General features: G+C 61.7%; 12 protein-coding genes. 8 read left to right on the forward strand and 4 right to left on the reverse strand.

Annotated elements, in window-relative coordinates:
• Positions 1-98: 98 nt before the first annotated feature.
• Positions 99-1,409: an MATE family efflux transporter gene (locus tag INF37_RS02190; RefSeq protein ID WP_193536176.1), complete on the reverse strand. Its 1,311-nt coding sequence runs from the start codon at positions 1,407-1,409 to the stop codon at positions 99-101.
• A gap of 298 nt (positions 1,410-1,707) precedes the next feature.
• On the opposite strand from INF37_RS02190, the gene INF37_RS02195 reads away from it, so the two are divergent.
• Positions 1,708-3,084 (forward strand): MATE family efflux transporter, encoded by a 1,377-nt coding sequence (locus tag INF37_RS02195; protein WP_101693891.1) that lies wholly within the window; start codon positions 1,708-1,710, stop codon positions 3,082-3,084.
• Positions 3,085-3,133: 49 nt separating this feature from the next.
• Here INF37_RS02195 and INF37_RS02200 read toward each other — a convergent pair whose 3' ends face one another.
• Positions 3,134-3,706 carry an ECF transporter S component gene (locus INF37_RS02200; RefSeq protein ID WP_101693890.1) on the reverse strand — a complete coding sequence of 191 codons (573 nt, stop codon included), beginning with the start codon at positions 3,704-3,706 and terminating at the stop codon, positions 3,134-3,136.
• 227 nt (positions 3,707-3,933) lie between these two features.
• Between INF37_RS02200 and INF37_RS02205 the strand changes: the two genes are divergently transcribed.
• The gene (locus tag INF37_RS02205) at positions 3,934-5,190 is read left to right on the forward strand and encodes a diaminopimelate decarboxylase (protein WP_193536178.1); all 1,257 of its coding nucleotides are present in this window, start codon (positions 3,934-3,936) and stop codon (positions 5,188-5,190) included.
• Positions 5,191-5,263: 73 nt separating this feature from the next.
• On the opposite strand, the gene INF37_RS02210 is transcribed toward INF37_RS02205, so the two are convergent.
• A complete protein-coding gene (locus INF37_RS02210; protein WP_193536180.1) occupies positions 5,264-5,569 on the reverse strand; it encodes a hypothetical protein in 306 nt (101 codons plus the stop codon).
• A gap of 169 nt (positions 5,570-5,738) precedes the next feature.
• On the opposite strand from INF37_RS02210, the gene pyrE reads away from it, so the two are divergent.
• The 6 genes from pyrE to uvrA all read left to right on the forward strand — a co-directional run bounded on the left by pyrE (position 5,739) and on the right by uvrA (position 13,153).
• Positions 5,739-6,413 (forward strand): orotate phosphoribosyltransferase, encoded by a 675-nt coding sequence (gene pyrE, locus INF37_RS02215; protein ID WP_193536182.1) that lies wholly within the window; start codon positions 5,739-5,741, stop codon positions 6,411-6,413.
• A 3-nt stretch (positions 6,414-6,416) separates the two neighbouring features.
• Complete coding sequence (locus INF37_RS02220; RefSeq protein WP_193536184.1) at positions 6,417-7,094, forward strand: JAB domain-containing protein; 678 nt, start codon at positions 6,417-6,419, stop codon at positions 7,092-7,094.
• A gap of 132 nt (positions 7,095-7,226) precedes the next feature.
• Positions 7,227-9,194 carry an excinuclease ABC subunit UvrB gene (uvrB, locus tag INF37_RS02225; protein WP_193536186.1) on the forward strand — a complete coding sequence of 656 codons (1,968 nt, stop codon included), beginning with the start codon at positions 7,227-7,229 and terminating at the stop codon, positions 9,192-9,194.
• Positions 9,195-9,233: 39 nt separating this feature from the next.
• Positions 9,234-9,506, forward strand: a complete 273-nt coding sequence (locus INF37_RS02230; RefSeq protein WP_193536188.1) for a hypothetical protein — start codon at positions 9,234-9,236, stop codon at positions 9,504-9,506.
• Between the two features lie 15 nt (positions 9,507-9,521).
• Complete coding sequence (locus INF37_RS02235; protein ID WP_193536190.1) at positions 9,522-10,286, forward strand: hypothetical protein; 765 nt, start codon at positions 9,522-9,524, stop codon at positions 10,284-10,286.
• Positions 10,287-10,324: 38 nt separating this feature from the next.
• Positions 10,325-13,153, forward strand: a complete 2,829-nt coding sequence (gene uvrA, locus INF37_RS02240) for an excinuclease ABC subunit UvrA (RefSeq protein ID WP_193536192.1) — start codon at positions 10,325-10,327, stop codon at positions 13,151-13,153.
• On the opposite strand, the gene INF37_RS02245 is transcribed toward uvrA, so the two are convergent.
• On the reverse strand, positions 13,150-13,380 hold the full coding sequence (locus INF37_RS02245) for a hypothetical protein (RefSeq protein ID WP_101693881.1): 231 nt from the start codon (positions 13,378-13,380) through the stop codon (positions 13,150-13,152). The genes uvrA and INF37_RS02245 overlap by 4 nt on opposite strands.
• Between the last annotated feature and the right edge of the window lie 15 nt (positions 13,381-13,395).

A 13,395-nucleotide genomic window follows, 5' to 3' on the forward strand; every position in this document is an offset into this window, starting at 1 on the left:
GTTTTGTTGCCTCTAGTATAGAGCGAGTTTATGAACAAATATACAATAAATTATGTCTAAATTGTAAACTTAGCACTCTGGCGTTAAGAGTGCTAATTCTAGATCCGAAGGAATTCCCGGCGCTTGACGGCCGCACCGGCCAGGGCGGTCAGCAGCTCGGCGGCGGGGAAGGCCAGCCATACGCCGGTCAGTCCGAAGAGCAGGCCGAAGCAGAGGGCCAGCACCACGATCCCCACAAAGCCCCGGAAAAAGGAGAGAAGGGAGGAGGGGAGGGGCCGCTCCGTGGCGCCCAGATAGGATGCGGTGATAAGGTTGAAGCCCACAAAGAGGAATCCGAGGAAGTACAGGTGCATCCCGCCCTCGGCCAGGGACTGGAGGGCCGGGTCCCCGGCGGAGTTGAAGAGGGCCACCAGGGGCGGGGCGGCAAAGAGACCCAGCGCGGTGATTCCCACGCCGAACACGGTGGCCAGGATCAGGGCCATGCGGTAGAGGGTGCGCTGCCGGGGCAGGTCCCCCCGGCCGCAGGCCTGGCTGACCAGGGGCTGGGTTCCGTTGGAGATACCGTTGAAGATACCCAGCATGACGAAGGCCAGATTGGCCACGATGCTGTACGCGGCCACCCCCAGGTTTCCGGCCAGGTGGAGGATCAGGAGATTAAAGACCACGAGCACCACACTGGTGGAACACTCGTTGAGGAAGGCCGCGCCACCCAGCGCGGAGAGGGAGAAAAGATGGCGGGGGCGCATGGGCTCACGGACCAGGCGGAAGCGGCTGCGCCCGGTGAGAATGTGGAGGGAGGAGAGGAGCAGACCCACCACCGGGGCCACGCCGGTGGCAAAGGCCGCACCGAAGATCCCCATATCCAGGGGATAGAGGAACACATAGTCCAGCACGATGTTGGTCAGGCTGCCGGTGAGCATGGCCGCCATGGCCAGCTTGGGGTTGCCGTCGTTGCGCACAAAGGCGGTCATGACCTGGTTGAGGATGAAGAAGGGCGCAAAGGAGAGCGCGGTGCGCAGATAGGTGGCGCACATGGGCAGAATATGTCCCTCGGCCCCCAGCAGCGCGGCCAGCGGGCGGGCAAAGAACAGTCCGCACAGGGCAAAGAACAGTCCAAGACCCGCGCCGGTCAGAAAGGCGATGGTAAAGGTGCGGTTGGCCTCCCGCTCCATGCCCTGGGCCTGAAAGATGGAGTAGCGCGCGCCGCCGCCGATCCCCAGCATCATGCCCAAACCGTTGAGAAGCCCGAAGACAGAGATGGCCAGATTGAGGGCGGTGAGTCCGTCGGCCCCCAGACGGCTGGCCACAAAAAAGGTATCGGCCAGAATATAACATGAGAGGCCCAGGGAACCCAGAATATTGAGGGTCACATAGGTGGTGAATTCTCGGTACAGAGCAGATTGTCTCATGGCGGCACATCCTTTGTTCAGAGGAATCGGACCGGGAGGGAGTATCCCGGACACAAAAAAAGCGCCTGCGGCATATCCCTTCAAAGACCTACGGGATATGTACAGGCACTCGGTCTCCAGACATCCGGTGATGCGCTGGAGCGAGGATTGACTTGACGCTGTCCAAGATACCAGATGGAATCCCAAACGTCAAGACTTTTTTGTGGTATTTGCGTTGGGTTTGACTCTTTACGCTCTCCGGAAAAAAGACTATACTATTCCCCATATGTACCACATTTAGAGAAAGGAGAAGGAGAGTATGAGACGGACCAACGACTTGGGACGTGACCCGGTAGGGAAGCTGGTGCTTCGCCTGGCCATTCCCACGATGCTGGCCCAGCTGGTCAACGTGCTTTACAGCATCGTGGACCGGATGTATATCGGAAATATCCCCGACATCGGGGGACTGGCACTGGCAGGGGTGGGTGTATGCGGACCCATCGTGACCCTGCTCAGTTCGTTTGCCAGTCTGGTAGGACTGGGAGGCAGCCCCATCATGGCCATGCGCATGGGAGAGGGCCGGAAAGAAGAGGCCCGGCGCATCCTGAACAACTGCTTTCTCATGCTGCTGGTTCTGTCCCTGGTGCTGACGGTGAGCTTCCTGCTGGCCAAGGACCATCTGCTCATGTGGTTTGGCGCCAGTGAGATCACCTTCCCCTATGCCAACACCTATATGACCATCTATACGGCGGGAACCTTTTTTGCCCTGATGGCCAACGGCATGAACAACTTTCTGATCTGCCAGGGATTTTCCGGGCTGGGCATGGCCACCGTGATGCTGGGCGCGGTGCTCAACATCATTCTGGACCCCATCTTTATCTTTGGACTGAAAATGGATGTGGCCGGTGCGGCACTGGCCACCGTGATCTCCCAGATGGCCTCCTGTGCCTTTGTGCTGGGGGCTCTGCTGCGCAAACGCATGCCGGTACGCCTGGGGTGGGGCGGCTTTGACGGGGCCATCATGCGCCGGGTACTGGTCTTTGGACTGTCCCCCTTCCTGATCATCGCCACCGACAGTGTGCTGCTCATCATCCTCAACACGGTGCTCCAGCGCTATGGCGGGCCGGGGCTGGGCGATACGCTGGTGACCTGCGCCACCATTGTGCAGAGCTATCTGCTCCTCATCACCATGCCCATGGGCGGAATGACCCTGGGGACCCAGCCGGTGGTCAGCTTCAACTTTGGGGCGGGTGCCCCTGAGCGGATCAAAAAGGCCATTCAGACCATCGTGATCCTGTGCCTGATCTTCTGCGGTGTGATGATGGTGGTCACCTATACGGTCTCTCCGCTCTTTGTGCGCCTCTTTACCTCAGACGGAGAGATCGCCGCCCGGTCGGTGCGCTACATCAAGATGTTCACCTGTATGATCATCCCTCTAGCGGTACAGTATCCGCTGGTGGACGAGACCACGGCCCTGGGCCGGGTGCGGCGGGCGCTGTTCTGCTCCCTGTTCCGCAAGAGCGTCTTTTTGGCGGGCCTCCTGCTGTTGCCCTATTTCTTTGGGGCGGAGGCCACCTTCTTCTCGGAGCCCATTGCCGATCTGGTGGCGGCCACTGTGACCACGATCCTCTTTGTGCGGGGCTTCCCCCAGGTGCTCCTGGAGTGCACCCATGGCGGAGAGCGGCGTGTCATATAAATCAAACAGCCCGGAGCGTCTTTCAAAGACGCTCCGGGCTGTTGCATGTTCAGGGCATCATCACGCCGGCGCGAAGAAGCGGGGGGCGGATCATCTCCCACAGGGGGACGGCTACCGCCACGGCCAGAATGGCGTTGATGGTAGAGGTCAGACACTTGGTAGCCAGGAAGATCAGCATGGGCGAGCCGGGGGAGAGGCTGAACACAAAGGCGCCCATGAGCCAGCTCTTGCAGAAATAGAGGACCACATAGACCAGGGAGCCCACAATGGCGCCGGACAGGTTCCAGCGGAAAGAGAGGCTTTTGCGTCCATGCCAATGGGCGATCAGACCGGTGAAAAAGCCGATGAAAAATTTGTTGATAAAGGTGATCCAGGCCTCTGGGGCGTACATCGGGTTGGTCAGGTCGTAGAGGGCGGAACCGATGGCGCAGGAGAGGCCGCCCACGGGGCCCAGCAGCAGGCCGGAGAGGACGCACATGATGTTGCCCAGCTGGATGGCGGCGTTGTCCACCGAGATGGGGATCAGGATGCGGAAGCCGGAGAAGATGAGCACCAGGGCGGACATGAGGCCGATCAGCACGATTTTATGGGTGGTAAAGCGGGAGCGGGTAGAGATCTTCATAAGCAGACACTCCAATCAAGATAACAGACATGTCCCTCATTATAGCGCGCCGGGCTCCGGGATGCAAGCGGCCCAGAGTCGTGGAGAGGTTCTCCGGCGATGCTTGACGAGGGAAGGATGAAAAGAAAAAACGCTGAAACAGGCGGACTCCATTGACACAGGCCTGTCGATTTAGTAAGATAAAGCGACAGAATTTTTCTATTCCAAAGAAATCAGGTGAGTCCACAATGAAGAAGCCCTTTGTCACCCAGGAGCAGCTCCAGAACATTGCCGCGCAGTATCCCACGCCCTTTCATCTCTATGATGAGCGGGGCATCCGGGAAAATGCCCGCCGGCTGAAGGCGGCTTTTTCCTGGAATCCCGGATTCCGGGAGTATTTTGCCGTCAAGGCCACGCCGACGCCCGCCATTCTCAAGCTCCTGCGGGAGGAGGGGTGCGGTGTGGATTGCTCCTCTCTGACCGAGCTGATGATGTCCGAGCGCTGCGGCTTTGGGGGAGAGGAGATCATGTTCTCCTCCAACGACACTCCGCCGGAGGAGTTTTCCATGGCCCACCGCCTGGGAGCCACTATCAATCTGGACGATATCACCCATATCGACTGCCTGAAGGAAACCTTGGGCACCCTGCCCGAGACGGTCAGCTGCCGGTTCAATCCGGGGGGCGTGTTCTCCATCGGGGCCTCTAAGGAGGGGTTCCAGGTCATGGATAACCCGGGCGACGCCAAGTACGGCTTTACCCGGGGGCAGCTCTTTGAGGGCTTCCGCCGGCTGAAGGAGTTGGGGGTGAAGTACTTCGGCCTCCACTCTTTCCTGGCCTCTAACACCCTGTCCAACGAGTACTATCCCACCCTGGCGGGCATCCTCTTCCAGCTGGCCGCCGACCTGAAGCGGGAGACCGGATGCCACATCCGCTTCATCAACCTCTCGGGCGGCGTGGGCGTGCCCTACCGCCCGGAGCAGACCGCCAACGACATCTTCGCCATCGGCGAGGGGGTGCGCAGACAGTATGAGTCCATTCTGGTGCCGGCCGGGATGGGGGATGTGGCCATCTTCACCGAGCTGGGCCGATTCATGCTGGCCCCCTACGGCTGCCTGGTGACCCGGGCCATCCACGAAAAGCACACCTACAAGGAGTACATCGGGGTGGACGCCTGCGCCGCTGATCTGATGCGCCCGGCCATGTACGGGGCCTATCACCACATCACCGTCATGGGGAAGGAGGACGCCCCCTGCGACCATATCTATGATGTGACCGGCTGCCTGTGCGAGAACAACGACAAGTTTGCTGTGGACCGCGCTCTGCCCCGGATCGACATGGGGGACCTGCTGGTCATCCACGACACCGGCGCCCACGGACACGCGATGGGCTACAACTACAACGGCCGCCTGCGCTCGGCGGAGATCCTCCTGCGGGAGGACGGCTCTACGGAGCTGATCCGCCGGGCTGAGACGCCGGAGGACTATTTCGCCACCGTGGTGTGGTGAGCAAAAGCCGCCCTCCGTCCCTGCTGCACCGGCAGAGGACGGAGGGCGGCTTTTCCCATTCCGGAAAGAGAACTCAGGAACGGCGGGAGTCTTTGCGCTCCTGCCGCTTTCCGAAGTAAACCGCCAGGAAGATCACGGTGATGATGTTGACCGAGCAGAAGCCCAGCAGGCCCATGAGGAGAAGCTGGGCCCCTGCCTCACCGCCGGCGGAGGACTGGGCGATCAGTACCCCGGCCACGCCCAGAGAAAAGAGGAGGGAGAGGACGGGCAGGATGAGCCCCGGCCACCGGCTGGGGAGCGCGGACAGGACGCTTTGAAGGGCACACAGGGCGGCAAAGCAAGCCGCCAGCAGGACAAAACCCAGGACAAAGGGCAGCATGGAGACACTCCTTTTCACATAAAAACTGGATTGGAGATATTATAATGCCGGAAACAGGGAATTGTCTACCCTTGGAGCGGGAAAGAGGGGGCCCGGACTTGTAAGAATGGCCCGAAAATGGTATAATAATACGACTTTACAGCAACCGATTGAAGGAGAGAAGAGAGTTATGACTTACAAGGAAGAATTTATCACCTTCATGGTGCGCTCCGGCGTGCTGACCTTCGGCGACTTCACCACCAAGTCCGGCCGCAAGACCCCCTATTTCATCAACACCGGCAACTACAAGACCGGCGCTCAGGCCGCCAAGCTGGGCGACTACTACGCCGCCTGCATCCAGGAGAACCTGCCCGAGGGCGTGACCTGCCTCTTCGGGCCCGCCTACAAGGGCATCCCGCTGGCCGTAGCCGCTGCTTCCTCCCTGTACCGCAATTATGACCGGGATCTGCCCTACTGCTTCAACCGCAAGGAGATCAAGGACCACGGCGAGGGCGGCTCCATGGTGGGCTACAAGCCCCAGGACGGGGACGACGTGGTCATCGTGGAGGACGTGGTCACCGCCGGTACCGCCGTGCGGGAGTCCATCGAGCTTTTCAAGCACGTGGCCAAGGTGAACATGAAGGCCCTCATCGTCTCGGTGGACCGCATGGAGCGGGGCACCAAGGACTGCTCTACTCTGGATGAGCTGCGCCAGGACCATGGCATCGCGGTCTATCCTATCGTCACTGTGCGGGAGATCATTGCCTTCCTGCACAACCGGGAGATCGACGGCAAGGTCTACATTGACGACGCCATGAAGGCCCGCATGGAGGCCTATCTGGCGGAGTACGGCCCCCGGGCGTAATCCATGGGGATCCACGACGGACACCGGCAGCGGCTGAAACGCGAATTTCTGGCCCGGCCGGAGTCCTTCCCCGACCACAAGGCGCTGGAACTGCTCCTCTTCTATGCCAATCCCCGGAGCGACACCAATCCGCTGGCCCACGACCTGATCGAGCGTTTCGGTTCCCTCGCGGGGGTACTGGACGCCGCGCCGGAGGAGTTGGAGAAGGTCAAAGGGGTGGGAGAGCACGCCGCCGTGCTCCTCAAATGCGTCAAGGAGCTTTCCGGCCGCTATCTCACCTCCCGGGCCAGTCTGGACGGGATCGTGGAGGACACGCGGACGGCCTGCGCTCTGCTGCGGCCCTACTTCTTCGGGGCCAGGAATGAGCGCGTGTGCGTGCTGTGCATGGACGGCAAGCGCAAGGCGCTGGGTGTGCGGCCGGTGGGGGAGGGCAATGTGAACGCTGTGGAGGTCACCAGCCGCCGCATTGCAGAGGCCGCGCTGGCACTCAATGCCACGGGGCTGATTCTGGCCCACAACCATGTCTCCGGCCTGGCCTTTCCCTCGACGGAGGACAAGCTCACCACCCGGCAGCTGGCGGAACTGCTGGCCCGGCTGGGGGTGGAGCTGGTGGACCACATCATCTTTACCGATGATGACGCAGTATCCCTGCGGGACAGCGGCTTTTTTGCCGTCATCTGACACTTGAATTAGAACGTGCGTTCTGATACAATGGACGTGCGGCAACCGCGGGGGGATGTGGATGCACGTCGCCCCGCGCCCTTTTTCCGGGGGAGAACACCCGGCAGATCACAAGAGCAAGGAGGAGGAGACATGCCTGATTTTCAGGTGGTATCGGAATACCGGCCCGCGGGCGATCAGCCGGAGGCCATCGAGGCCCTGGCCCGGGGCGTGGAGATGGGCTTGCAGGAGCAGACCCTGCTGGGAGTCACAGGCTCGGGCAAGACCTTCACCATGGCCAAGACCATTGAGCGCATCCAGCGCCCCACCCTGGTCCTGGCCCACAATAAGACCCTGGCCGCCCAGCTCTGCGCCGAGTTCCGGGAGTTTTTTCCCCACAACGCGGTGGAGTATTTTGTCTCCTACTACGACTACTACCAGCCGGAGGCCTATATCCCCCATACCGACACCTATATTGAGAAGGATGCCGCCACCAACGATGAGATTGACCGCCTGCGCCTCTCGGCCACCTGCGCCCTGCTGGAGCGGCGGGACGTGATCGTGGTCTCCTCGGTTTCCTGCATCTACGGCCTGGGCGAGCCGGAGGATTTCGCCAAGATGATGGTCTCTCTCCGGGTGGGCAGCACTCTGGAGCGGGACGAGCTCCTCCGGCGTCTGGTGGAGATCCGATATGAGCGCAACGACATCGCCTTTGAGCGCAATATGTTCCGGGTACGGGGGGATACCGTGGAGATCTTCCCGGCCTACTGGAAGGACACCGCCATCCGGGTGGAGTTCTTTGGGGACGAGATCGACCGCATCAGCGAGATCAATGTGGTCACCGGCGCCGTCATCCGGAACCTGAATCACATCCCCATCTGGCCCGCCACCCACTATGTCACCCCGAAGGAGAAGATGGATGCCGCCATCGGGGAGATCTACCGGGAGCTGGAGGAGCGGCTCAAGTTCTTCCAAGACAACGAGCAGCTGGTGGAGGCCCAGCGCCTCAAGCAGCGGGTGCTCTATGACATCGAGATGATGCAGGAGCTGGGATACTGCTCCGGTATCGAGAACTACTCCCGGGTCATCGAGGGGCGGCCGGTGGGGTCCCCGCCCCATACCCTGCTGGACTATTTTCCCAAGGACTTTGTCCTCTTCATCGACGAGAGCCATGTGACCCTCCCCCAGGTGCGGGCCATGTACAACGGAGACCGGGCCCGTAAGACCACGCTGGTGGACTACGGCTTCCGCCTGCCCTGTGCATTTGATAACCGCCCGTTGAAATTTGAGGAATTTGAACAGAGAGTAAACCAAGTCATCTATGTCTCGGCCACGCCCGGGGAGTATGAGCGCACCCGCTCCGGCCAGATCGTGGAGCAGGTCATCCGGCCCACGGGACTTCTGGATCCCCGGATCGAGGTCCGGCCGGTGGAGGGACAGATCGACGACCTCATCGGCGAGATCAACGAGCGCACCGAGCGGAAGGAGCGGGTGCTGGTCACCACCCTCACCAAGAAGATGGCAGAGGATCTGACCACCTATCTCCAGGGAGCGGGCATCAAGGTGCGCTATATGCACCACGACATCGACACCATGGAGCGCATGGAGATCATCCGGGACCTGCGCCTGGGGACCTTCGACGTGCTGGTGGGCATCAACCTGCTGCGGGAGGGGCTGGACCTGCCCGAGGTGAGTCTGGTGGCCATCCTGGACGCGGACAAGGAGGGCTTCCTACGCTCCGAGACCTCCCTCATCCAGACCATTGGCCGGGCGGCCCGCAACGCCGACGGCCTGGTGGTCATGTATGCCGACACGATCACCCCCTCCATGCGCCGGGCCATCGACGAGACCGAGCGGAGACGGGCCAAGCAGGACGCCTTCAATCAGGCACACGGCATCGTGCCCAAGACCGTCATCAAGTCGGTGCGGGAGCTCATCCGCCTCTCGGAGGAGGAGAAGAAGGACCGGGAGGCCAAGCACGCGGGCAAGATGACCCGAAGCGAGCGGGAGGCCGCCATCAAGAAGCTGGAAAAGGAGATGAAGGAGGCCTCTCAGCGGCTGGAATTCGAGTACGCTGCCGTCCTGCGGGACCGGATCATCGAACTGCGGGGGCAGTCCTGACACCGATCACACCGACCGAACGAGAAAGGGCGTGTTTGTATGAAAAAGAGAATGGAATTCCTCTGTACCACCGCGATCTTCTCTGGTATTCTTCTCCTGCTGTTGGGCATCCTGTTTGCGGCGGTGCTCTCGGGGGACCCGGGCGCGGGCGCCTCGGTGGAAGAACAGGCCGCCGCGCTGGGCTGGATGCGGGCCGGACAGGTCAATGCCGTGGCGGGAGCGATTCTCTTTGCCTTGGGGCTGGGCCTGCGGCTGTGGATGGGCCGCCAGCCCCGGCAGCGCCGCCGCCCCCGGGGAACCGGGCGCTCCTGAGAGGGGGGAGCGGGGATGAACCGTTGGAGAGCCCTTACCCCCTTCCCGCGGATCATGCTGTGCATCCAGGCCGGGCTGCTGCTACTTTTTACCGCCCTCTATCTGACCCTGGGAATACAGCGGGGGATTGACTTCCAGGGGGAGTTCCTCCGCCAGGTGGAACGGGGAGAGGATACGGTCTATACCGGCACGCTGGACGGAAAAACAGTGGAGCTCACCTATACCCCATCGGGTGCCCTCTTCTACCGCTGGGGAGATGTGGAGTACGGCCCCTATACCTTGACCGAGGACCCTACCGCCCTTCCCCCGTCGGAGACCATGGGGCGTGTGACCGGGGTGGAGCTCCGCCTGGATGGGGAGATCCTATTCCGAGGCGGCTACGGCTTGGACGGATTCTATCTGGTGAATGAGAACGGCACCAAGCCGAATAGACTGGAAATAATTGCTAATGGGACGGCCTACGGCTTAGTTGGAAGCCAGCAGACCTATGAAGATGGCCTATCTATCACCCGGGCCATCAGCCTGCTGCTGGAGGGGCCCCCGATCCGCAGCCGGGTGGATGGAGAAGGATATTTCCTGGGGACCCTGGTGGTGGTCATCAATGCCGTCGCCATCCTCTTTGCCGATGAGCTCTTCCGCTGGAATCTGCGGTGGTCCATCCGCCACCCGGAACGGGCGGAGCCCTCCGAGTGGGAGCTGTTCAGCCGGGGCTTCAGCTGGGTGGTGCTGACCATTGTAGCTCTGATTGGATATATGATGGGACTGTCCGGCTCAGCGTAGCACTATTTTTCGCAACGAACAAAGGAGAAGCAAACACTATGCTCGACCATATTTTTGTCAAAGGCGCACGGGAAAACAACCTGAAAAACATCGACGTGGACATCCCCCGGGACAAGCTGGTGGTGCTCACCGGCCTCTCGGGCAGCGGCAAGTCCTCCCTGGCCTTTGACACCATCTACGCCGAGGGACAGCGGCGGTATGTGGAGTCCCTCTCCTCCTATGCCCGGATGTTTTTGGGGCAGATGGAGAAGCCCGATGTGGACTACATCGACGGACTCTCCCCCGCCATCTCCATCGACCAGAAGACCACCTCGAAAAACCCCCGCTCCACGGTGGGCACGGTGACCGAGATCTACGACTACCTGCGCCTCCTGTGGGCCCGGGTGGGCACGCCCCACTGCCCCAAGTGCGGCAGGGAGATCATGCAGCAGACCATCGACCAGATCATCGACCAGGTCCTCACGCTGCCCGAGGCCACCCGCATCCAGGTCATGGCCCCCGTGGTGCGGGGGAAGAAGGGCACCCACCAGAAGCTGCTGGAGGACGCCCGCAAGTCGGGCTATGTCCGCTGCCGGGTGGACGGTTCCCTCTATGATCTGAGCGAGACCATCGAGCTGGACAAGAACAAGAAGCACTCCATCGAGATCGTGGTGGACCGCCTGGTCATCAAAAGCGACATCACCCGCCGCCTCACCGACAGCGTGGAGGTGGCCTCCAATCTGGCGGGGGGACTGGTGGTCATCAACGTGGTGGGGGAGGACCGGGACATCCTCTTCTCCCAGAACTACGCCTGTGAGGACTGCGGCATCTCCATCGAGGAGCTCTCGCCCCGGATGTTCTCCTTCAACAACCCCTACGGGGCCTGTCCCACCTGTACGGGCCTGGGCTCTCAGCGGAAGGTGGACCCCGACCTCATCATCCCCAACAAGGACCTCTCCATCCTGGAGGGGGCCATCACGGCCAGCGGCTGGAACAACATCAAGGGGGACGGCATCTCCCGGATGTACTTTGACGCCCTGGCCAAGCAGTACAAATTCAAACTCTCCACCCCGGTGAAGGATCTGCCCCCCGAGGTGATGGACGTCATCCTCTACGGCACAAAGGGGGAGAAGCTCAAGCTCACCTATGAGCGGGAGAACGGTAAGGGCACCCTCATGCAGGCCTTTGAGGGCATCTGCAACAATCTGGAGCGGCGCTATCAGGAGACCCAGTCGGACGCGGCCCGGCGGGATCTGGAGGAGTGCATGAGCGACCGGCCCTGTCCCGACTGCGGCGGACGCCGCCTGCGGAAGGAGGCACTGGCTGTCACGGTGGGGGGCATCGACATCGACACCTTCTGCCGCAAGTCGGTGACCGACGCCCTGGACTTTGTGGAGCACCTGGAGCTGAGCGAGCAGAAAATGCGCATCGCTGCGCGGATTCTGAAGGAGATCAAGTCCCGCCTGGGCTTTCTCCAGAGTGTGGGCCTTCAGTATCTGACCCTCTCCCGCTCGGCGGCCACCCTCTCGGGCGGCGAGAGCCAGCGCATCCGCCTGGCCACCCAGATCGGCTCCTCCCTGATGGGGGTGCTCTACATTCTGGACGAGCCCTCCATCGGATTGCACCAGCGGGACAACGACATGCTGCTGGCCACCATGAAGCGCCTGCGGGACCTGGGCAACACCCTGTTGGTGGTGGAGCACGACGAGGACACCATGCGCGCGGCCGACTACATCGTGGACATCGGCCCCGGGGCCGGGGTCCACGGTGGACAGGTGGTGGCGGCGGGCACCGCGGAAGAGGTCATGAACACCCCCGGCTCCATCACCGGAGACTACCTCTCGGGCCGGAAGAAGATCCCGGTCCCCGCCCAGCGGCGAGCGGGCAGCGGACAGTTCCTCACCGTCCGGGGGGCGGCCGAGAACAACCTGCAAAATGTGGATGTCTCCATCCCCCTGGGTACCTTTACCTGTGTCACCGGTGTGTCCGGCTCGGGCAAATCCTCCCTGGTCAATGAGATCCTCTATAAGCGCCTGGCGGCCGACCTGAACCGGGCCAAGACCCGGCCGGGCAAGCACGCGGGCATCGAGGGGGAGGAGTTTTTGGACAAGGTCATCGACATCGACCAGTCCCCCATCGGGCGCACGCCCCGCTCCAACCCGGCCACCTATACCGGACTCTTCAACGATATCCGGGAGCTCTTTGCCTCCACCCAGGACGCCAAGGCCCGGGGCTATGGCCCGGGGCGGTTCTCCTTCAACGTGCGGGGCGGCCGGTGCGAGGCCTGCTCCGGAGACGGCCTCATCAAGATCGAGATGCACTTCCTCCCCGACATCTATGTGCCCTGCGAGGTCTGTAAGGGCAAGCGGTACAACCGGGAGACCCTGGAAGTGAAGTACAAGGGCAAGAACATCCACGAGGTGCTGGAGATGACGGTGGAGGAGGCGCTGGGCTTCTTTGAGAACCTGCCCCGCCTCTACAACAAGATCCAGACCCTCTACGAGGTGGGACTGGGCTACGTGAAGCTGGGCCAGCCCTCCACCACACTCTCGGGCGGCGAGGCCCAGCGGGTGAAGCTGGCCACCGAGCTGGCCAAACGTTCCACCGGGAAGACCATCTATATCCTGGACGAGCCCACCACGGGCCTCCACACCGCCGATGTGCACAAGCTCATCGAGGTGCTCCAGAAGCTGGTGGATGTGGGCAACACGGTGGTGGTCATCGAGCACAACCTGGACGTGATCAAGACGGCCGACTATGTGATCGACCTGGGGCCCGAGGGCGGCGACGGCGGCGGAACTGTCGTTGTGACCGGCACCCCGGAGGAGGTGGCGGACTGCCCGGCCTCCTACACGGGACGGTACCTGAAAAGGATGCTGGAGGGTTAATCCGGGTCCGATCGGAAGCTCTCGGCCAGACCCAGGCCGGTGCGGAGACCCAGCAAAAAGGCCTGAAGGGAGAAAAACTCCCGGCTCTTGGCATAGTTCCTCCGGTCCTCCGGGACCAGGTTGGACTCCAGAAGGGAGAGCTCCATCTCATAGCCGCTCCCCAGAACGTGCTCCTCCTGGTAGGGGTAGATGTAGCGGGTGTAGAGCCAGGGCAGAAATTCTTCCATTGAAATCACCTCGAA

Source organism: Pseudoflavonifractor gallinarum (assembly GCF_014982855.1).
GTDB classification, from domain to species: domain Bacteria; phylum Bacillota; class Clostridia; order Oscillospirales; family Oscillospiraceae; genus Pseudoflavonifractor_A; species Pseudoflavonifractor_A gallinarum.